General features: G+C 65.8%; 17 protein-coding genes. 11 read left to right on the top strand and 6 right to left on the bottom strand.

All coding sequences use genetic code 11. The features are described from left to right. Nucleotides 1–15: 15 nt before the first annotated feature. On the bottom strand, nt 16–1,353 hold the full coding sequence (locus BUA26_RS11055) for a replication-associated recombination protein A (RefSeq protein WP_072760720.1): 1,338 nt from the start codon (nt 1,351–1,353) through the stop codon (nt 16–18). A gap of 275 nt (nt 1,354–1,628) precedes the next feature. On the opposite strand from BUA26_RS11055, the gene BUA26_RS11050 reads away from it, so the two are divergent. Further along, nucleotides 1,629–4,631, top strand: a complete 3,003-nt coding sequence (locus BUA26_RS11050) for a ligand-binding sensor domain-containing diguanylate cyclase (protein ID WP_255368281.1) — start codon at nt 1,629–1,631, stop codon at nt 4,629–4,631. Nucleotides 4,632–4,672: 41 nt separating this feature from the next. On the opposite strand, the gene lolA is transcribed toward BUA26_RS11050, so the two are convergent. From lolA to ald, 3 genes are all read right to left on the bottom strand, one after another. Next, nucleotides 4,673–5,338, bottom strand: coding sequence for an outer membrane lipoprotein periplasmic chaperone LolA (gene lolA / locus BUA26_RS11045; protein WP_072760719.1), 666 nt, complete (start codon nt 5,336–5,338; stop codon nt 4,673–4,675). Nucleotides 5,339–5,416: 78 nt separating this feature from the next. Beyond that, a complete protein-coding gene (locus tag BUA26_RS11040) occupies nt 5,417–7,744 on the bottom strand; it encodes a DNA translocase FtsK (protein ID WP_072760718.1) in 2,328 nt (775 codons plus the stop codon). A gap of 44 nt (nt 7,745–7,788) precedes the next feature. Continuing rightward, nucleotides 7,789–8,853 carry an alanine dehydrogenase gene (ald, locus tag BUA26_RS11035; RefSeq protein ID WP_072760717.1) on the bottom strand — a complete coding sequence of 355 codons (1,065 nt, stop codon included), beginning with the start codon at nt 8,851–8,853 and terminating at the stop codon, nt 7,789–7,791. A 230-nt stretch (nt 8,854–9,083) separates the two neighbouring features. Between ald and trxB the strand changes: the two genes are divergently transcribed. The 3 genes from trxB (at nt 9,084) to aat (ending at nt 12,086) form a co-directional block, all read left to right on the top strand. After that, nucleotides 9,084–10,046, top strand: a complete 963-nt coding sequence (gene trxB / locus BUA26_RS11030; protein ID WP_072760708.1) for a thioredoxin-disulfide reductase — start codon at nt 9,084–9,086, stop codon at nt 10,044–10,046. A gap of 124 nt (nt 10,047–10,170) precedes the next feature. Next, on the top strand, nt 10,171–11,361 hold the full coding sequence (locus BUA26_RS11025; RefSeq protein WP_072760706.1) for a GNAT family N-acetyltransferase: 1,191 nt from the start codon (nt 10,171–10,173) through the stop codon (nt 11,359–11,361). Next, on the top strand, nt 11,358–12,086 hold the full coding sequence (gene aat, locus BUA26_RS11020; protein ID WP_072760703.1) for a leucyl/phenylalanyl-tRNA--protein transferase: 729 nt from the start codon (nt 11,358–11,360) through the stop codon (nt 12,084–12,086). Before BUA26_RS11025 ends, aat begins: the two co-directional genes overlap by 4 nt. A 12-nt stretch (nt 12,087–12,098) precedes the next feature. On the opposite strand, the gene BUA26_RS11015 is transcribed toward aat, so the two are convergent. Continuing rightward, complete coding sequence (locus tag BUA26_RS11015) at nt 12,099–12,911, bottom strand: HD-GYP domain-containing protein (protein WP_255368280.1); 813 nt, start codon at nt 12,909–12,911, stop codon at nt 12,099–12,101. A 105-nt stretch (nt 12,912–13,016) separates the two neighbouring features. Continuing rightward, nucleotides 13,017–14,276 (bottom strand): flavodoxin-dependent (E)-4-hydroxy-3-methylbut-2-enyl-diphosphate synthase, encoded by a 1,260-nt coding sequence (gene ispG, locus BUA26_RS11010; RefSeq protein ID WP_072760701.1) that lies wholly within the window; start codon nt 14,274–14,276, stop codon nt 13,017–13,019. A 293-nt stretch (nt 14,277–14,569) separates the two neighbouring features. Here ispG and ccoN point away from each other — a divergent pair, with 293 nt between their 5' ends. From ccoN to ccoS, 7 genes are read left to right on the top strand one after another with little or no spacing between them, the layout of a single operon-like run. After that, nucleotides 14,570–16,036, top strand: a complete 1,467-nt coding sequence (gene ccoN / locus BUA26_RS11005; protein ID WP_072760699.1) for a cytochrome-c oxidase, cbb3-type subunit I — start codon at nt 14,570–14,572, stop codon at nt 16,034–16,036. Nucleotides 16,037–16,046: 10 nt separating this feature from the next. Continuing rightward, nucleotides 16,047–16,721: a cytochrome-c oxidase, cbb3-type subunit II gene (gene ccoO, locus BUA26_RS11000; RefSeq protein WP_072760697.1), complete on the top strand. Its 675-nt coding sequence runs from the start codon at nt 16,047–16,049 to the stop codon at nt 16,719–16,721. Then, nucleotides 16,718–16,906: a cbb3-type cytochrome oxidase subunit 3 gene (locus tag BUA26_RS10995; RefSeq protein ID WP_072760695.1), complete on the top strand. Its 189-nt coding sequence runs from the start codon at nt 16,718–16,720 to the stop codon at nt 16,904–16,906. The genes ccoO and BUA26_RS10995 overlap by 4 nt, the downstream gene beginning before the upstream one ends. After that, complete coding sequence (ccoP, locus tag BUA26_RS10990; RefSeq protein WP_072760693.1) at nt 16,903–17,811, top strand: cytochrome-c oxidase, cbb3-type subunit III; 909 nt, start codon at nt 16,903–16,905, stop codon at nt 17,809–17,811. The genes BUA26_RS10995 and ccoP overlap by 4 nt, the downstream gene beginning before the upstream one ends. Continuing rightward, on the top strand, nt 17,795–18,025 hold the full coding sequence (locus BUA26_RS10985) for a hypothetical protein (protein ID WP_072760691.1): 231 nt from the start codon (nt 17,795–17,797) through the stop codon (nt 18,023–18,025). Before ccoP ends, BUA26_RS10985 begins: the two co-directional genes overlap by 17 nt. Further along, a complete protein-coding gene (locus tag BUA26_RS10980; protein WP_072760689.1) occupies nt 18,022–20,328 on the top strand; it encodes a heavy metal translocating P-type ATPase in 2,307 nt (768 codons plus the stop codon). The genes BUA26_RS10985 and BUA26_RS10980 overlap by 4 nt, the downstream gene beginning before the upstream one ends. Next, nucleotides 20,325–20,528 (top strand): cbb3-type cytochrome oxidase assembly protein CcoS, encoded by a 204-nt coding sequence (ccoS, locus tag BUA26_RS10975; RefSeq protein WP_072760687.1) that lies wholly within the window; start codon nt 20,325–20,327, stop codon nt 20,526–20,528. Before BUA26_RS10980 ends, ccoS begins: the two co-directional genes overlap by 4 nt. Nucleotides 20,529–21,017 lie beyond the last annotated feature (489 nt).

Genomic DNA, 21,017 nt, shown 5'->3' with positions numbered 1-21,017 from the left:
GCAAACGCGCCATGATTATTTGCCGCGCGCCTTCTCGCGAGCGGCGCGCAGTGCCAGCAGCTTCTCGCGCAACTGCAATTCAAGGCCACGCTCGACCGGTTCGTAGAACACGCTGCCGGCAAGTGCGTCGGGCAGGCATTGCTGGTCCAGCGCGATGCCGCCTTCGGCATCGTGGTCGTATTGATAGCCCTTACCGTAACCGAGGCCTTTCATCAATGTCGTCGGTGCGTTGCGCAAGTGCATCGGCACTTCCAGCGTGCCGCCGTCGCGCACCGCGGCGCGGGCCTTGTTGTAGGCCATGTACGCGGCGTTGCTCTTGGGCGAGATCGCCAGCCAGATCGCCAGCTGGGCCAGGCCCAACTCGCCTTCCGGGCTGCCCAGGCGTTCATAGGTATCCCACGCGTCCAGCGCCATGCGCCAGGCGCGGGGCTCGGCGAGGCCGACGTCCTCCACCGCCATGCGGGTCATCCGCCGCGCCAGGTACAGCGGATCGACGCCGCCGTCGAGCATGCGGCACAGCCAGTACACGGCGGCATCGGGATCGGACGAGCGCACGGATTTATGCAGCGCCGAGATCTGGTCGTAGAACTGCTCGCCCTGCTTGTCGAAACGGCGCGTTCGGTCGGCCAGCACCTGGGCCAACGTGACCTCGTCGATACGCCGGTCTTCGGCCAGCTCGGCGGCGATTTCCAGCAAGGTCAGCGCACGGCGCACGTCGCCGTCGGCGGCCTGGGCGATCGACTCCAGCGATTCGTCACCCACCTGCAGTTGCAACTCGCCGAGGCCGCGCTCGCTGTCGGTCAGCGCGCGCTTGAGCGCGGCAATGATGTCGTCGGTCGAGATCGGCTCCAGCACGTGTACGCGGCAGCGCGACAGCAGCGCGGAATTCAGTTCGAACGACGGGTTCTCGGTGGTGGCGCCGATGAAGATGATCACACCGCGTTCGATGTGCGGCAGGAACGCATCCTGCTGGGTCTTGTTGAAGCGGTGCACCTCGTCGACAAACAGCACGGTGCGCCGTCCCTGGGCGAAGTTCACCTCGGCTTCGGCCAGCGCCTTGCGCACATCCGGCAACCCGGACAGCACCGCGGAGATCGCTCGGAAATCCGCGTCGGCATAACGCGCCACCAGCAGCGCCAGCGTGGTCTTGCCGCAACCGGGCGGCCCCCACAGCACCATCGAGTGGATCTTGCCGGCCTCCAGCGCGCGGCGCAGCGCCTTGTCCGGGCCGACCAGCCGCTGCTGGCCCACGATCTCGTCGAGGCTGCGCGGGCGCATGCGTTCGGCCAGCGGCTTGAGCGCGTCGGGTTCGGCGAACAGGCCGGGCATGGACGTCGGGATGGAACGTGGCATGACGGGCATGATACGGCATGCCCGGGGACGCCCTAGCCGCCCTGACATCGGGATGACGCGGATTGCCGCTATGATGGCCCCACGCTGCGGCTTTGATCCGTAGCGCACCGCTGGGGGGGGCCAGAACGCAAGTGAAGGTGAGGACGCAGATTCCTTCCGGAAGAAGGAAGGATGGTGGTGACAGGTCGCACCTGCACACGTCAACCCGGCATGTCGGACAACGCATTAATTCGTTGCGTTACCGGGGCCGCCGTAGTCTCCTGAGGCTCGTCGGGTTGGTTCTGCTGTTTTTCCTGTGTGGTTCCGCCAGTGCGGGCAGCGACCCGTGGGCGCCATTCGATGCGCCCTGGTTCGACCGGCCCGGCACCGCCGAAGGGCTGCCGCAATCGATCATCACCTCGGTTGCGCAAGATCGGGGCGGCCTGATCTGGGTCGGCAGCATGGTGGGCCTGGCGCGCTACGACGGCTATCGCACGCAGGCATTCGACACCCGCAACGGCAACAACCCGGGGTTGCCCGACGCCTATGTGCGCAGCCTGCTCGCCCTGCCCGACGGCGGCCTGCTGATAGGCACCAACGCGGGCGGACTGGCACGCTTCGACCCGGCAACCAATCGGTTCCGCAACTACCCGATAGGCGCGAGCGGCACCTCGGACAGAAAGATCTACGACCTCGCCGATGATCATGCCGGTGGCGTGTGGATCGCCACCGATTCGGGACTGGATCACCTCGATCTGCGCACCGACACGATTACTCAGCTGCATACCGGCGGCGGCACCGAGCGACGCAATTTCAGCGTAATGCAGGATCGCGCCGGCAATCTGTGGCTGGGCAACAACAAGGGACTGTTCGTGCGCCGCGCCGGTTCGACGACATTCGAGCAGCCGAAGCATCCGGCCGGTGCCGTGGCCAGCGTGCTGGGCAATCAGATCTGGACCATCCACGAGGATCGTGCCGGCAGGCTGTGGGCAGGCAGCGGACAAGCCGGTGCGGCCTATCGCGATACCGACGGCCAGTGGCACGCGGTGCCGGGCTTCAGCGGCTATAGGAACGGCGCCCAGCAATCCACGGTGCGCGGCTTTCTTCAGGTCGCGCCGGACACGATATGGATCGCCACCGATGGCAGCGGCGTGCTCGCGTACACCGTGGGCGACACCCAACTGCGCCAGATCAAGCACGATGCGGCGATCGCCTCCACCCTGCCGGGCGACTCGGTGCGCGCGCTGCTGCTGGACCGTTCGGGCAACATCTGGGTCGCCACCGATCTCGGCCTCGCCCGCACCCATCCCAACGCGCGCCTGGCCTTCTCGCTGCTGCCTTCACCGCTGGAACAGAACACGCTCAGCGACACCAGCGTGCGCGGCATCTACGTCGACACACGCGACCGCATCTGGCTTGGCCTGGGCTCGGGCCGGATCGACATGATCGATCTCAAGGCCGGCCGCATGAGCCATCTGCAGCTGGACGGCAACCAGATCCACCGCGACGTGCAGACCTTCGTCGAAGCAGCGGACGGTTCGATCCTGGTCGGTACGCAAGGGCTGGCCCGGATCGAGCCCGATGCGCTGGCGATCCGGCCGCTGGCGCTGCCGGCGCTGGAAAACAAGCCGGTGCTCAGTCTGCAACGGGACGGTTCGCGCATCCTTATCGGCACCTATGACGGCTTGTATCGCTACGACACGCGCAGCGGGGCGCTCGATCATGTCGGTCACGAAGCGGGTGATCCGAACAGCCTCAGCAGCGACACGGTACGCGCGATCGCCCGCGTGGGCGACAGCTGGTGGTATGGCACCACCCGCGGCATCAGCATTGCGGACAGCACGCCGGACCACAGCACGCTGGACCCTCACGGCTTCGAGAACCTCACCCACCATCGCGACGACCCGTCCAGTCTGCCGCAGAACTATGTCAGCTCGATCATGCTGGACCCGCAGCAGCGATTGTGGGTCAGTACCTTCGGCGGGCTGGGAGTGATCGATCACTATTCGCCCGGAGGGCCTTATCGCTTCCGCACCCTCGGCGTCGCGCAAGGCTTGGCAGACGACAAGATCAGCGGCATGCAGGACGACGATCGCGGCAACCTGTGGATCAGCACTTCCATCGGCGTATCGATGATCGACAGCGACATGCGGAGCGTGCACAACCTCGGCCCGCGCGATGGCCTGCACATCCGCAGTTACATCTATGCGGCTGCCGCGCGGGCGCCAGATGGCGAACTGCTGTTCGGGGGCCTGGGCGGATTGACCGTGATCCGGCCGCAATGGCAGGCGCCGGCGACCGCTGCGGCGCCGCTGACGATCACCCATGCCATCGTCAACGGCAGCGAGATGCCGTTTGGGGAAATTCCCCGTGATGGGCAGACCCTCGAGCTGGATTCGCGCAGCCGGAACCTGCGACTGGACTTTGCCCTGCTCGACTACCAGGCGCCGCTGGAAACCTCCTACAGCTACCGCATGGAAGGCCTCGACGACGACTGGACCGAGATCCCCAGGGGCAGCCTGCCCAGCGCCATCTACACCAACCTGCCCCACGGCGACTATCGTCTGCATCTGCGCGCGGCGACCCATGGCATGCAGCCCCAGACCGTCGAAACCCGTGTCGGCATCACGGTCAAACCACGCTGGTACGAAACCGCGATCAGCCGGCTGATTGCCGTACTGCTGCTGATCGGGCTGATGGTCATGCTGGTCAATCTGCGCACGCTCTATCTCCGCCGCCAGGCCGCGCAGCTGCAGCGGCAGATCGACGAACACACGCGCGACCTGCTCGCCGCCAACCAGCGTCTCGATGAACTGGCCAGCACCGATGGACTGACCGGCGTCTACAACCGGCGCCGTTTTCTGGAGCTGGCCGGGGTCGTGCGCGAACAGGCGCAGGGACGCCCGGTGTGCATCGCGCTGTTCGACCTCGATCGCTTCAAGCGTATCAATGACACTCACGGTCACCTGGCCGGCGATACGGTGATCCGCTGCGCGATCGAGGTCATAAAGCGGCACTGCCGGCAAGGCGACTTGGTCGGGCGCTACGGCGGCGAGGAATTCGTGCTGTGCCTGCCCGACACCAGCCTGCAACATGCCCAGGAAACCACCGAGCGCATCTGCGCGGCGCTGGCCGGCACCACGGTAATCCACGACGGGCGCCCGATTCCGGTGACCGTCAGCATCGGCATCGCCGCGCTGCGTCCGGGTGAATCGATCGAACAATGGCTGTCGCGTGCCGACAAGGCGCTGTACGAGGCCAAGAACAATGGTCGCAACCGTTGCGCCACGGCGGTCTGAAGCACGCCGCCGTCAGCTCGTAGCGACACCGTCTTGCGGGATCAGTCCTTCAGCGGCTGAGTGGTGATTACCGGCACGTCGCCGATCACGTCGGCGCCCTTCGGCGGCACGAAATTGAAGGCGGACGCCGGAATCGGCGCATTGCGCTGCCAGCCGGAGAAACGGATGTCGGTGGTGGAGCCGAGCTGGTCGCGGAACGTCATGCGCGCCAGGCCGTTCGCGTCGAATCCGAGATCGGCATAGTCGAACTGCGGATCCTTGGCGGTGGAGGTGAGCCGCAACCAGACCAGCCCGTCGTGCTCGCCCTGCTCGGCGACCTTGAAGTTCCTGTCCAGCTGCTTGACGTCGGTCAGCACGGTGAGCGGGCTGTGCGCCTCTTCGGTGCTCTGCACGCGTACGGTGACCTGCTCCAGCTCCGGGTCGTACATCCATACCCGGCTGCCGTCGGCCACGATGGTCTGTTTGTACGGCGCCAGCGTATCCCAGCGGAATTGGCGCGGAGCTTCCAGCGCCAGCGTGCCGGAACTGGACTTGGTGCTGTGGCCGTTGATGTCGGTCAGCGACTGGGTGAACTGCCCGGTGAGCGAATGCAGGCCGGCGGCGAAGGCATCCAGCCGCGTGCGCGCCGCACCGTTGGCGGCCTGCGCCACGGTGCCTAGCGACAACATCAGCACAACTGCGGTGACGGCAAGCACGAAGCGTTTCATCGGATTCCCTGTAGATGGAGATGGCGTGGCGATGGGTACGAAGTGTGGCCCGCGCTGGCTTAACCGAACCATTTACCGTCAATTTTTGGGCGGCGGTGGCGCCAGCACTTCGCGGTTGCCGTTGTGCTGCGGGGCACTGACGACGCCGTCCTGTTCCATCTGCTCGACCAGCCGCGCGGCGCGGTTGTAGCCGATGCGCAGGTGGCGCTGCACGCCGGAGATCGAGGCGCGGCGCGTCTGTGTGACGATCGCTACCGCCTTGTCGTACAACTGGGTGTCGGCATCGCCGCCACCTTCCTCGCCATCCTGCGGCAGGCCGGAGTCGTTGATGTACTTGCCGTCGCTGGTGGCCTGCACTTCCTCGAGCACGCCCTCGATGTATTGCGGCGCGCCCTGCGATTTCAGCCAGGCGACCACGTGATGTACCTCGTGATCGTCGACGAAGGCGCCATGCACGCGCTCCGGCGTGGCGGTGCCAGGCGGCAGATAGAGCATGTCGCCATGGCCGAGCAACGCCTCGGCGCCGGATTGATCGAGAATCGTGCGCGAATCGATCTTGCTGGACACCTGGAACGCGATGCGGGTCGGGATATTCGCCTTGATCAGGCCGGTGATCACGTCGACCGACGGGCGCTGCGTGGCCAGGATCAGATGCACGCCGGCGGCACGCGCCTTCTGCGCGAGCCGGGCGATCAGCTCCTCCACTTTCTTGCCCACGATCATCATCATGTCGGCGAATTCGTCGATGATGATCACGATGTACGGCAGCGGCTCCAGCGGCTCGGCCGCCAGGTTCGGCATCTCCGGATTCGGCCGGAACAGCGGATCGAGCAAGGGCTGTCCGGCGTTCTCGGCGTCCTTCACCTTCTTGTTGAAGCCGCCCAGATTGCGCACGCCGACCGCGGCCATCAGCTTGTAGCGGCGCTCCATCTCGGCCACGCACCAGCGCAGCGCGTTGGCGGCTTCCTTCATGTCGGTGACCACCGGCGCCAGCAGGTGCGGGATGCCTTCGTAGACCGAAAGCTCCAGCATCTTCGGATCGATCATGATCATCCGCACGTCTTTCGCGCTGGCCTTGTACAGCAGGCTCAGCACCATCGCGTTGACCGCCACCGACTTGCCTGAACCGGTAGTGCCGGCCACCAGCAGATGCGGCATCTTGGCCAGGTCGACCACCACCGGCCTGCCGCCGATGTCCTTGCCCAGCGCCAGCGCCAGCGGCGACTTCAGCTGGTCGTACTTGTCCGAGCGCAGAATCTCCGACAGGTACACGATCTGCTTGTGGGTATTCGGAATTTCCAGTCCGATCACGTTTTTGCCGGGGATCACGTCGACCACGCGCACACTGACCACCGACAGGCCGCGGGCGATGTCCTTGTCCAGGCTCGACACCTGCGAACCGCGCACACCGGCCGCCGGTTCCATCTCGAAGCGGGTGATCACCGGGCCCGGATAGGCGCCGACCACCTTGGCGTCGATCTTGAAATCCTTCAGCTTGAACTCGACCTGGCGCGAGAGCACTTCGAGGGTTTCCTCGGAATAGCCCGGCCCCTGGAGCGGCGCCTCGTCCAGCAGCGACAGCGGCGGCAGCTCGCCCGGCGTGGAGGCACCGACGAACAGCGGAATCTGCGTTTCGAGTTTGGCCCGCTCGCTCTTGGTCACCGGCGCGGGCGCGGGCTCGATGCGTACCGGTTCGCGCTTGGCCTGCTTCACCGCATCGGCCTTCTTGACCACCTCGCGCTCGTTGCGAGCCTGCCGCGCGGCCATCGCCTGCGGCGCCTGGCGCAGCTTGCCGCGGGCCCAGCCCACCAGTTGCAATACGCCCTGCCCGGTCCAGTCCATCACCTTGAACCATGACAGCCCGGTCGCCAGCGTCACCGCGATCAGAAACAGCGCAAGCAACAGCAGCGGCGCACCCTTGGCGCCGAACGCACTGAGCAAGGCATCGCCGACCCAGACACCGATGATGCCGCCGACGCCTTGCGGCAGCACCGGATCGTCATGGAAATTGAGGTACAGCAGCGCGGGGCCGGTGATGAAGAAAAACACGAAGCCAATCAGGCGCAGCGCCGGCTCCCACGGATGCACCGACTGCTCGCCGCGCTGGCGCAGCACCTGCACGCCGAGCAACAGCAGCAGCAGCGGGAAACAGTAGGCCACCAGGCCGAAGATCCAGCGCAGCAGGTCGGCGACGTAGGCGCCCACCGTGCCGCCGAAATTGCGCGCATGCTCCAGCTGGCCGGCGTTCGTCCAGCTGGGGTCATGGGCGTTGTAACTGAACAGGCACACCAGCAGATACAACGCCAGCGGCAGCAATAGCAGAGCGCCGGCTTCACGCAGCCGGCGCTTCAGCTCCTCGCTGAGGCCTTCCTTCGGTTGTGGTTTGACGTTCGCGCTTCGCGCCACCTTGGAGGGCTTCCCTTTTTTGGACTGGTTAGTTCCAGACAGGGTCAGAGCATACCTTGCAACGCCGGATGTACCAGCTTGCCGCCGTCGATATTGATGCCGCCGCTCAACGGAGCGAACTCGCGCCACTCGTTACCGGCGGCCAGACGCTGCACGTACGGCAGGATCGCGGCGGATATCGCCACCGACGAGGTCTGCGGCACGGCGCCGGGCATGTTGGTGACGCAGAAGTGGGTGACGCCATGCACGTCGTAGGTCGGCTCCTTCCAGGTGGTCGGCTTCGAGGTCTCGAAGCAGCCGCCCTGGTCGATCGCGATGTCCACCAGCACGCTGCCCGGCTCCATCGTCTTGACCATGGCTTCGGTGACCACCCGTGGCGCCTTGGCGCTGGGCACCAGCACCGCGCCGACCACGATATCGGCGTCACGCACTTCTTCGGCCACGGACGACTCGTAGGCGTAAAGCGCGGTGACGTTCGGGCCCATCGCCATCATCTCGGCGAGGCGATCCTGGCGCTTGTCGAACACCACCACGTTGGCGCCCGCAGCGGCGGCCAGCGAGGCGGCGGCACCACCGGCGGCGCCGGCACCGAGCACGACGACCTTGCCGCGCGGAGTGGAGGCCATGCCGCCCAGCAGCTTGCCTTTGCCGCCCTGCGGGCGATGCAGCAAGGTGGTGCCGATCTGGGTCGCGATACGGCCGGCGATCACCGACATCGGCAACAGTAGCGGCAGCACACCGTTCTCTTCCACCGACTCGAACGCGATGCCGGTCAGGCCGATGTCGAGCAGACTCCGGGTCAGTGCCGGTTCGGCGGCCAGATGCAGGTAGCAGAACAGCAGGTGATGCTTCTTCAGCAGCGCCAGGTCGCCGGCCACCGGCTCTTTCACCTTGACGATCAGCTCGCCAGCCTCGTACAGGGCCGCAGCATCGGGCACGATCTTGATGCCTTCCTTGATATAGGCCTCGTCGGCAAAGCCGCTCTTCAGACCCGCACCAGCCTGGATGAACACTTCATGGCCACGGCGCACCAGATCGGCGGCGGCGGCGGGAACGAGGGCAACACGACCTTCGAGGGTCTTGGTTTCGGAGGGGATACCGATACGCATGGAGAAAGAATCCTGTGGGAGCACGTTGTAAATCCATCGCATTGACGCCGCGGTGGGTCATTGAATCTGTCGCCTACCTTGAATCGGCCGGGTGTATTCCCCATCCTTGCGGATTCGTGGCCTCTTGCTCGCCCACTTTGTCGCCGACTTTCCCCGGATGAGGAAACCATCGGCGCAGTGGCAGCGAATAAGGGTCCAGGCCATCAGTAAACTCAAGGATTATAACAACCATGAGCACCACCAAACACGTCCGCCTGCTGATCCTAGGCTCAGGCCCGGCCGGCTATACCGCGGCAGTTTATGCCGCGCGCGCCAACCTCAAGCCGACCATGATCACCGGCCTGCAGCAGGGCGGCCAGCTGATGACCACTACCGACGTGGACAACTGGCCAGGCGACGTCGAAGGCCTGCAGGGCCCGGCACTGATGCAGCGCATGGCCGAACATGCCGAACGCTTCCACACCGAGATGATCTTCGATCACATCCACACCGCGGATCTGAAGCAGCGCCCGTTCCGGCTCAAGGGCGATTCCGGCGAGTACACCGCCGACGCGCTCATCATCACGACCGGCGCCACCGCCAAATATCTGGGCATCGCCAGCGAAGAAAAGTACAAGGGCAAGGGCGTCTCCGCCTGCGCCACCTGCGACGGCTTCTTCTTCCGTGACCAGGACGTGGTGGTGATCGGCGGCGGCAATACTGCGGTCGAGGAAGCGCTGTACCTGGCCAATATCGGCCGCAAGGTCTACCTGGTGCACCGCCGCGACAAGCTGCGCGCCGAGAAGATCATGCAGGACAAGCTGTTCGAGAAGGCCGCCGCCGGCAAGATCGAGCTGGTCTGGAACCACAGCATCGACGAAGTGCTCGGCGACGAGACCGGTGTCACTGGCGTGCGCGTGAAAGACGTCAACTCCGGGGTCACCCGCGACATCGCCGCCACCGGCTTCTTCGTGGCGATCGGCCATACCCCGAACACCGGCATCTTCGAAGGCCAGCTCGACATGCACGACGGCTACATCAAGATCCATAGCGGGCAGAGCGGCATGGCCACGATGACCTCGGTGCCGGGCGTGTTCGCCGCCGGCGACGTCGCCGACCACGTGTATCGCCAGGCGGTGACTTCGGCCGGCTTCGGCTGCATGGCCGCACTGGACGCCGAACGCTGGCTGGATCAGCAGACCCCGGCCGGCTGATATTGTTTGTAGGAGCCCGCTCGCGGGCGATGCTTTTGCTCTGATCTCCCTACCCAATCAGACATCAAAGCAAAAGCATCGCCCGCGAGCGGACTCCTACAACAACGGTTGGGCCGATTCCGCCATGCATGACATCCGCTTCCACGCCGCGATCACCGAACTGCCCGCCGCGGAGTGGGACGCACTATGCGCCGACGCGAACCCGTTCGTGTCGCACGCTTTCCTGGCCGCACTGGAACGCGGCGGCTGCATCCGCCCCGACTGGGGCTGGCAGGCGCACCATCTGAGCCTTCATGAAAACGGCCGGCTGCTCGCGGCCGCGCCGCTATATCTGAAGGGCAATTCGCACGGCGAGTTCGTGTTCGACTGGAGCTGGGCCAGCGCCTGGGAACGCGCCGGCGGCGAGTACTATCCCAAGCTGCTCTGCGGCGTGCCCTACTCGCCGGTGCCCGGCCCGCGATTGCTGGCCGGCCATGACGAGCGCACGCCGATGCTGCAGCGGGCGCTGGTCGAGGCGATGCGCAGCGAAGCCGACCGGATGGGGTTGTCGTCGGTGCACGTGAATTTCCTGCAGGAAACCGAACTCGCCGCGTTCGGCCAAGGTCATTCGAACCCGCACTGGCTTGCGCGCTCGGATGTGCAGTTCCACTGGCACAACCACGGTTACCGCCACTTTCCTGCTTTTCTCGCCACGCTCAATCACAAGAAGCGCAAGAACATCCTGCGCGAACGCAGCCAGGTTGCCGCCAGCGGCGTGACCATCGAATGGCGCAGCGGCGACACACTGAGCAGCGACGAATGGCGGCAGGTGCACGCGCTGTACGAAACCACGTTCGACATGAAGGGCAACCATGCGGCGTTGACCGCGGCGTTCTTCCGTCAACTCGGCGAGCTGGGTGGGACCGCCCAGCTCGCACTGGCGCGCCAGGACGAAACCATCGTCGCGATGGCGTTGTTCATCCAGAGCAACAAGGTGCTGTACGGACGCTACTGGGGCGCGTCTGTGGACCTACCCGGCCTGCATTTCGAGTTGTGCTATTACCGCGGCATCGAGCATGCGATCGCCCACCAATTGACCCGCTTCGAACCCGGCGCGCAAGGCGAGCACAAGCTGGCGCGCGGCTTCCTGCCGGTGCGCACGCACTCGCGGCACTACCTGGCGAACCCGGATTTCCGCGCCGCCGTGGCAGCGGCGCTGGCCAGCGAAGCGCAAGCGGTCGACGCTTATGTCGACGAGCTGCAGAGCCACAGCCCGTACGCCAATCAGGGCCGGACCGAGCACAGCCACGCTGATCACAGCCGCACCGGTCCATGATCCGCCTGCCGCTACTGGGTCCCGACGCATGGGATCGCTTTCCCGACCCTCGCGGCGCGCTGACCGAGCCGAACGGCTTGCTGGCGTTCGGCGGCGATCTGTCGCCACAGCGTCTGCTCGCCGCTTATACCCACGGCATCTTTCCATGGTTCGGCGAGGGCGAACCCATCCTGTGGTGGTCGCCCGATCCGCGTTGCGTGTTTCGTACCGAAGCGGTGCGGATCAACCGCAGCCTGCGCCGCCAGCTGGCCGGCCGGCATTGGCGGCTGACCGTCGATCACTCTTTCGACGCAGTCATCCGCGCCTGCGCCGCGCCGCGCACCAACGAGTCGGGCACCTGGCTGGTGCCGGCGATGATCGATGCCTATGTGCAATTGCATCGGCAAGGTCACGCGCACAGCGTGGAAGTCTGGGATGGCGAGCGGCTGGTGGGCGGCATCTACGGCGTCGCGGTCGGCCGGCTGTTCTGCGGCGAATCGATGTTCAGCGCCGAAAGCGGCGGCTCCAAGCTTGCGCTGGCCGCGCTTGCCCGGCTGCTGCACGACATGGATTTTCCGCTGATCGATGCGCAGGTCAGCAACGCACATACGCTGGGCCTTGGCGCGATCGAGATACCGCGCGTGCAGTTTCTGCAACAAGTCGCCGAGCTCGGCCAGCGCGCCGGACTCGTCGGCAGCTGGAGCGTGTTCACGCCACGCTTGATTCAGCCTTGCGCGTCCGATTGACGGCCGTCGGCTTCAGTCGGCCGCAGCGCGGCCTAGCGCCTTGATGTCGTCGTAGTGATCCAGGAACAGCGCCACCAGATCCGGATCGAGCTGGCTGCCCGCGACCTGGCGCAAATAATCCAGCACGTCGGGTTCCGGCCAAGCCGGCTTGTAGACCCGCGCCGAGATCAGCGCATCCCATACATCGACTACGCTGAAGATCCGCGCCGCCAACGGAATTTCTTCACCGCGCAGACCTTGCGGATAGCCGGCGCCATCCCAGCGCTCATGATGAGCGTGCGGAATATCACCGGCCTCGCGCAGAAAATCGACACGCTGCAACAGTTCGTAGCCGAGTTTCGGATGCTGGCGCATCACCGCCATCTCTTCGTCGTCCAGTTTGCCGGGCTTGATCAGTATCGAATCCGGCAACGCCAGCTTGCCGATGTCATGCAACAAGGCACCGAACGTGAGATGACGCAGCGCCTCGCCATGCACGCCTGCCCGCTGGGCCAGGCCTGCGGACATACGCATCACCCGGTCGGAATGGTCACCGGTTTCCCGGTGGCGGATGTCCATCGCCGACACCAGCACGCGCAGCGCCTGACTGTGGCCTTCGCGCAAGGTGTGGTTGGCCATCTGCAAGCGGCGCAGGTCGCGGCCGATCATCCAATACAGCAGCGCCCCGGTGACCAGCACGAACAGCCCGCCCTTGATGCTCTGCAGGAATGTAAGCTGGGCCTGGCCACGCGCCATCGCGTTCAGTGCGCGATCGGAAAACCAGATCCACAGCGCAGACAGCAACACATAGGAAGAGGCCGTGCGGAATTGGGGGCTGATCGTCAAGACAAGACTCCGGCGGGAACGTCCCGTGCACGACATGCGCGCCTGGCATCCTGCGTGCAAGGGGCAGTGTGAAGCACGGACCGGCGTGACTGTGTGACAGAAACCTCAGCCGGCCCGCGCCGCGTACTTGCGCGCCACGTAATCGTCCAGGATGCCGACAAACTCATTGGCAATATTGTCGCCACGCAAGGTCATCGCCTTCTCGCCGTCGATGAATACCGGCGCCGCCGGCGCCTCGCCATTGCCGGGCAGCGAAATACCGATATTGGCGTGTTTGGATTCGCCCGGCCCGTTGACGATGCAGCCCATCACCGCCAGCGTGAGGTTCTCCACGCCGTCGTACTTGATGCGCCAGACGGGCATCTGCTCGCGCACGTGTTCCTGCACGGTCTTCGCCAGTTCCTGGAAGAACTCGCTGGTGGTGCGGCCGCAACCGGGGCATGCGGTGACCAGCGGCGTGAACGAGCGCAGGCCCATGGTCTGCAGCAGTTCCTGCGCCACGATCACTTCGCCGGTGCGCGAGGCGCCCGGCTCTGGCGTGAGCGAGATGCGGATGGTGTCGCCGATGCCCTCCTGCAACAGCACCGCCAGTGCGGCACTGGATGCGGTGATGCCCTTGGAACCCATGCCCGCCTCGGTGAGACCCAGATGCAAGGCGTAGTCGCAGCGCGCGGCGAGGTCGCGATATACCGCGATCAGCTCCTGCACACCGGAGACTTTGCACGACAGGATGATGCGATCGCGCGCCAGCCCGATCTTCTCGGCCAGCGCAGCCGAATCCAGCGCCGAGCGGATCAGCGCCTCGCGCGCCACGTGCGAGGCATCCCAGGGATCGGCGCGCTGCGCATTCTGGTCCATCAGCGCGGTGACCATGCTCTGGTCCAGCGATCCCCAGTTCGCGCCTATGCGTACCGGCTTGCCGTAGCGCAACGCCATCTCGATGATCGCGCCGAACTGGCTGTCTTTCTTCTTGCCGAAACCCACGTTGCCGGGATTGATGCGGTACTTCGCCAGCGCCTCGGCGCAGGCCGGCTCGCGCTCCAGCAGCTGGTGGCCGTTGTAATGGAAGTCGCCGATGATCGGCACGTCCACGCCCATCATCGCCAGTCGCTCGGCAATGCGCGGCACGGCGGCGGCTGCTGCCGGGGTGTTTACCGTGATGCGCACCAGTTCGGAGCCGGCACGGGCCAGCTCGGCGATCTGCCTGGCGGTGCTGGCCGGGTCTTCGGTGTCGGTGTTGGTCATCGACTGCACCACCACCGGCGCACCACCGCCCACGCGTATCTTGCCGATCTGCACGGCTACGCTGGGCCGGCGTAGCGCCGGTTCGGCCGGGCGCGGTTTCTGCGAAGCAAGCTCACTCATGGAATCAACCGGAAAACAGGTCGCGACGGTGCGCGACGACACCGCCAAGGATACCCGATCGAGCTTACACGCCTGTGGCAAATCGGCGCAGCTCCAGTCCAAAAGCCGATGAGAAGCGACCGTCGCCGACCTGCCCCACCAGCGCCAGGGCGGCGGCGAGGGGTAGCATCGATGCCCGGTGACGCGACGGGGCACGCGACACTGACCGGGCGAATTGCCGCAGCGAATTGATCGTAGTCAAGGCGGCGCATCATGCTTGAACCAATAATGCTGGGATTGATTGGGAAAACCGCATGCCGAATACCGAGTACTACAACGACAAGGTCGTCCGCCAGTTCCTGCTGGCTGCGGCCGTCTGGGGCATCATCGGCATGTCGGTCGGCGTGTACATCGCCGCCGAGCTGATGTGGCCCGCGCTCAACTTCGACCTGCCGTGGATCACCTTCAGCCGGCTGCGCCCCGATCACACGTTCGGCGTGATCTTCGCGTTCGGCGGCTCGGCGCTGATGGGCACCTGCTATTACGTCGTGCAGCGCACCGGCCACGCGCGGCTGGCGCTGGGCAAGCTGGCCGGCTTCACGTTCTGGGGCTGGCAGCTGATCTGCGTGCTGGCCATGGTGTCGATGCCGCTGGGCCTGACTACCAGCAAGGAATACGCCGAGCCGGAATGGTGGATCGCCCTGTTGACCGCCGTGGTGTGGGTGAGCTTCGGCACGGTGTTCTTCGCCAGCCTCGCGCGGCGGCGCATCAAGCACATCTACGTGGCGAACTGGTACTACGGCGCATTCATCATCGCCGTGGGCCTGCTGCACATCGTCAATCACTTGTCGCTGCCAGTGTCGTGGACGAAGTCGTACCCGATTTATTCGGGTGTGGTCGATGCGATGGTGGAATGGTGGTACGGCCACAACGCGGTGGCGTTCTTTCTCACCGCCGGCTTCCTCGGCATGATGTATTACTTCGTGCCGCGGCAGGCGCAGCAGCCGCTGTGGAGCTACCGCTTCTCGATAGTCAATTTCTGGGCGCTGATTTCGGTCTACATGTGGGCCGGCGCGCACCACCTGATGTACACCGCACTGCCGGACTGGGTGCAGTCGGTCGGCATGGCCTTCTCGCTGGTGTTGCTGATGCCCAGCCTGGGCTCGGCGGCGAACGGTCTGCTCACCTTCAACGGCTCGTGGTGGCGGCTCAAGATCGATCCGGCCGCCAAGTTCATGGTGATGTCGCTGGTGTTCTACGCGGCAGCCACCTTCGAAGGCTCGATGATGGCGGTGAAGACGGTGAACTCACTGTCGCACTACACCGACTGGACGATCGCCCACGTGCATTCCGGCTCGCTAGGCTGGGTCGCGATGATCACCATCGGCTCGCTGTACGCCATGGCGCCGCGCGCGCTGGGCCGCCCGGAAATGTACTCGCGCATGGCGATGGAGTGGCATTTCTGGCTGCACATGGCGGGCACCCTGCTCTATGTGGGTTCGATGTGGACCGCCGGCGTCACCGAGGGTCTGATGTGGCGCGCCACCCAGCCCGACGGCGCGCTCACCTACGGCTTCCTCGACAGCCTGATCGCGATCAAGCCGATGTACCTGATCCGCTGGCTGGGCGGCGTGTGCATCCTCTCGGGCATGTGGGTGATGGCGTGGAACCTCTGGTACACCGCGGCGGATGCGCGGGCGCGGCTGATCAAGCCGATTCCCGTGCCGATCCCGGAACCGGTACCGCATCAGGTACCCGCTCCGCTGCCCGCCGCCGGTTAAGGACGACATCATGGCCTACAAGCATTTCGAAGCGATCGAGAAACACGCCGGCCTGCTCGGCATCCTGATCGCGGTCATGGTCTCGCTGGGCGGGCTGGCCGAGATCACCCCGCTGTTCATGGAAGCGCATTCGCTGAAGGCGCCGCCAGGCGTGCATCCCTACGATCCGTTGCGGCTGATCGGCAAGGACGTCTATGTGCGCGAGGGCTGCTACCTGTGCCACTCGCAGATGATTCGCGCACTGCGTTTCGAGACCCAGCGCTACGGTCACTTCTCGACCACCGCCGAATCGGTCTACGACCGCCCGTTCCAGTGGGGCTCCAAGCGCACCGGGCCGGATCTTGCCCGCGTCGGCGGCAAGTACTCCGACGACTGGCATCGCATGCATCTGATGAATCCGCGCCAGGTCGCGCCGCAATCGAACATGCCCGGCTATCCCTGGCTGGCGCACGACACGATCGACGCCGCCGATGTGCAGGCGCGCATGCGCACGCTGCGCCGGCTGGGCGATCCGTATACAGACGCCGATATCGCCGCAGCGCCCGCCGCGTTGGCAGGCAAGACGGAAATGGACGCACTGATCGCCTACCTGCAAGGCCTGGGCATCCGCAACGAACCCACTGCGACAGCCGGCACGCCTACCACTCCGGACGATGCCCCGGCCGGCACCGGAGGCGCGCCATGACGCCGATGAATCCGATCTGGGGTTACATCGCCGGTGGATTCATCCTGCTGATGATGTTCAGCTTCATCGGTATCTGGATCTGGGCGTGGCGCAAACGGCACAAGCCCGCCTTCAACCGCATGGCGCGGCTGCCGCTGGAAGACGAGTTCGATACGGAAGTAGACACGAAGGAGAATCGCCCATGAGCAGCGGGTGGTCGTTATGGGTGATGTTCCTGGTGGTGCTCAATATGGGCATCACGTTGTTCCTGTTCCTGTGGGGACCGCGCGCGAAAATCCCCACCTTGCCCGACGGTACCAGCGGCCACGTGTGGGCCCACGGCGTGCTGCGGGAGGGTGTGCGCAAGCTGCCGCTCTGGTGGCTGCTGTTCTCGGCCAGCATGTTCGTGATCGCGTTCTTCTATCTGTATCTGTTTCCCGGCTTCGGCAATCACAAAGGTGCGCTGGGCTGGACTTCGCACGGCGAACTGGCCAAGGCGGTCGCCGCGAACGAGGAGAAGCTCGATCCGTTGATGGCGCGCTTTCGGCTGTATCCGGTCGAGCAACTGGCCGCCGATCCGCAAGCCCTGCAGATGGGCAAGGTCCTGTTCCAGGACAGCTGTGCCGCCTGCCATCAGCGCAGCGGCAAGGGCAATATGGTGCTCGGCGCACCCGATCTCACCGACAACGACTGGCTATATGGCGGCAGCGGCAAGGACATCGTCACGTCGATCCACGACGGCCGTGCCGGCGTGATGCCCCCGTGGGCCAGCCTGGGCGAAGACAACGTCGACAACCTTGTGCAGTACGTGCTGAGCCTGTCCGGCTCGCCGCACGACGAGGCCAAGGCCGCTGCCGGCAAGCCATTGTTCGCCACCTGCGCGGCCTGCCACGGCGCCGACGGCAAGGGCAACCAAGCGGTCGGCGCGCCGAACCTCACCGATCACATCTGGTTGCATGGCGGCACCGTGGCGGATATCCGCAAGACCATTCACGACGGTCGCCAAGGCCATATGCCGGTGTGGAGCCCGCGGCTGACCGAAGACCAGATCCGCATCGTTGCCGCTTATGTCTATCACCTGTCGCATCCGGCCGATGCCAGCAGCCAATGACATCGCCGCCCGCACCGCATCGGCCTGGTATCGCCAGCCGGTGCTGTGGCTGGGCATCGCGGTCTTCTTCGCGTCGATGGCCGGTTGCGTGTGGTTGATCGTGCTCGGTGTGCGCCACGCCGACACGCCGCTGGATACCTCGCATACGGTCTTCGGCGTTCCGGTCGGCGCACACAGCAGTCCGCAGCGCCCTCCAGCCGACCCGCCACGATGAGCATCTACGCGGCCAGCACCTATGCCGCTGGCACCTATGCGGCCGGCACCTATGCGGCATGGGGCCATCCACAACTCGCGGCGCAGGTATTGCGCAGCCGCCGCGACGGATGCAGCGAGATCGCCTTGCGCGTCGAATCGCTGCATGACCCGCGTCAGCTGCTGTGGCTGGAGCAGCGGATTCGCGCCCTGCCCGGCGTGAGGCGTGTCGCCATCGATCGCCCGGCCCGGCGCGTGCGGGTGGTGTGGGATACGCAGCGCACGTCGCTGCCGAGCCTGCTGGACAACTTCGCCGCCGCGCACTGCCCGGCGCAGCCACTGCAGCACGACAGCATCGACGATGCCCGCTCGCACGAACAACACGACGCGCTGAAGCGGCTGCTGGTCGCCGGCATGTGCGCGATGCAGGTGATGACGTACGCGTTCGTGATCTATATCGGCGTGGTCGATTTCGTCGACTTCAGCACGCGCAACCTGTTCCGCTGGCTCGGCTTGATCACCACCGTGCCCGTGGTGTTCTACTCGGCACAGCCATTTTTCGCCGGCGCCGTGCGCGAACTGCGCGAACGCCGGCTTGGGATCAACCTGCCGGTGGCGCTGGCGGTGGCGCTGGTGTTTCTCGCCAGCGTGTTCAACACGCTGCGCGGCAGCGGCGAGATCTATTTCGATTCGGTGAGCATGTTCGTGTTCCTGTTGCTCGGCGGTCGCTATCTGGAACTGCGCTCGCGCCATCGCAGCGGTGCGCTGGGCGACGCGGTGATCGATGCGTCGCCCCTGCTGGCCGAACGCCGACGCGCCGACGGCGAGCTGGAAACGGTCGCCGCGATCGGCTTGCTGCCCGGCGACCTGGTGCATATCGCCGAGGGCGGCACCGTGCCTGCGGACGGCGTGCTGGAAAGCGCGCGCGTGCAAGTGGACGAGGCGCTGCTGTCTGGCGAATCCCGCCCGCTAAGCCGCGTACGTGGTGAGCGGCTGATCGCCGGCAGCGTGCTGCTGTCCGGTCCGGCCGAGCTGCGCGTGGAGCATGGCGGCGCATCCACCACCGTGGCGCGCCTGGGCGCGCTGGCCACGCGTGCCCGACAGGCCCGCAACCTGCTCGGCGGCAGCGATCGCGAAATCGGCCGATTCGTCGGTCGCGTATTGCTGCTGACGGCGCTCACCGCCTTGGGCTGGCTGCTGGTCGATCCCGCGCGCGCGTTCGAGGCGGCGGTGGCGGTGCTGGTGGTGGCCTGCCCCTGCGCGTTCGCGCTGACCCGTCCGGCCACGCTGACCCGCGCGCTCGGCGTGCTGGCCGGTCGCGGCGTGCTGGTCACCGACGGTGCCGCACTGGCCACGCTGGCGCAGGTCGACTACGCGCTGTTCGACAAGACCGGCACGCTCAGCGTGCCGCAGCTGGACCGACGCGCCGTCGAACCCCTGCGCGGCGACACGCCCGACCGCGTGCTGCAGCTGGCTGCCGCACTGGCCCACGAAAGCTCGCATCCGCTGGCCCGCGCCCTCGCCGATGCCGCCCGCCAGCATGCACTGCCGTTGCGTGCGCAGTCGGTGCAGGTCAGCGCCGGTGCCGGCATCAGCGGCGAAGTCGATGGTCGCTCGCTGCGCCTGGGTCGTGCCGATTTCGCACTCGCTCCCAGTGGCCAGTCCCTGCCGGACAACACGGCAGGCGCGCTGCTGCTGGCCGACGCGCAAGGCGCCATCGCAGCGTTCCATCTGGACGAACAACCTCGCGCCGATGCTCGCCGCGTACTCGACGCGCTGCGCGCCGACGGCATCATGCCGACTATCGCCAGCGGCGACGATGAGGCTCGCGTAGCTGCTCTATCCAGCCGCCTCGGCATCGACGACTGGCATGCTCGTCAGTCGCCAGCCGACAAGCTCCAACGGCTGCAGGCTGCGCGTCGCGACGGCCACCTCACGCTGGCTGTCGGCGACGGCAGCAACGACGCGCCACTGCTGGCCGGCGCCGACGTCTCCGCGGCGCTGACCTCCGGCACCGAACTGGCGCAGGCGCACGCCGACCTGTTGTTGCTCGATGGACGTCTGGACGGTCTGATCGATGCCCGCGCGATCGCCCGCCAGGTACAGCGGGTGATGGCGCAGAGCCGACGCTGGTCGTTGCTGTACAACCTGTGCGCCGTGCCGTTTGCCGCGTTTGGTTTCGTGCCGCCATGGCTGGCCGGCATCGGCATGTCGCTGAGCTCGCTGGTAGTGGTGCTGAACGCGCTGCGGGTCGGTCGCGATGAGGCATCCGAACGGTCAGATCCGGCCGGCCCTGCGGAACGTACGCGCGAGCTGCGCGCATGAACATTCTGCTGATGCTGATTCCAGTCACTGTGCTGCTGTTGCTGGTCGCGGTGGCGCTGTTCTTCTGGGCCGTCAACCACCAGCAGTTCGACGACCTGGACAGCCCCGCGATCCTGCCGCTGATGGATGATCCACCGGCGGAAGAGTCCGCCCCGAAGCCCCCCGAAGAAACCGCCCCACCCACGCAGGACATCGTGTAGGTCGTCGCGTACGTAGGAGCCCGCTTGCGGGCGATGCTCTTGGCTCTTGGGTTGATTGATTTGAAGCAGAGAGCTTTCACCCTCCTGCGGAGGGCGAGTTACTTCTCTTTTGCTTGTCCAAAAGAGAAGTAACCAAGAGAAAACGACACCCCGCTTACGCGCTTGCCGGGCCTCCTGCCCGGCAAGTCCGCGGGTGGGTTACGGGGTTTGTCGACAGCACATCCTGTGCTGACGCCAAACTGGTCGGCATCCCTGCCGACCACCCTTCGGGCTTTTCCTCCACCCACCCGCCGCTTCAGAGGGGCCCCGGGTAGAGCAGCGGGCCATCGTGGCCCGCACTTTTCAGAAGAGCCAGAGCAACAGCAGAGCGACGCTTTGCTTCGGCTTTTCACCGAGTGCGGGCCACGATGGCCCGCTGCTCTACCCGGGGCCCCTGTGCGGCGGTGAGACGGGGTCGACAGGCCCGCAGGGGCATCGGCAAGGATGCCG

The sequence above is a fragment of the Rhodanobacter sp. OK091 genome (assembly GCF_900142825.1).
Taxonomy (GTDB): Bacteria; Pseudomonadota; Gammaproteobacteria; order Xanthomonadales; family Rhodanobacteraceae; genus Rhodanobacter.
This window is presented reverse-complemented; position numbering and strand designations above follow the sequence as displayed.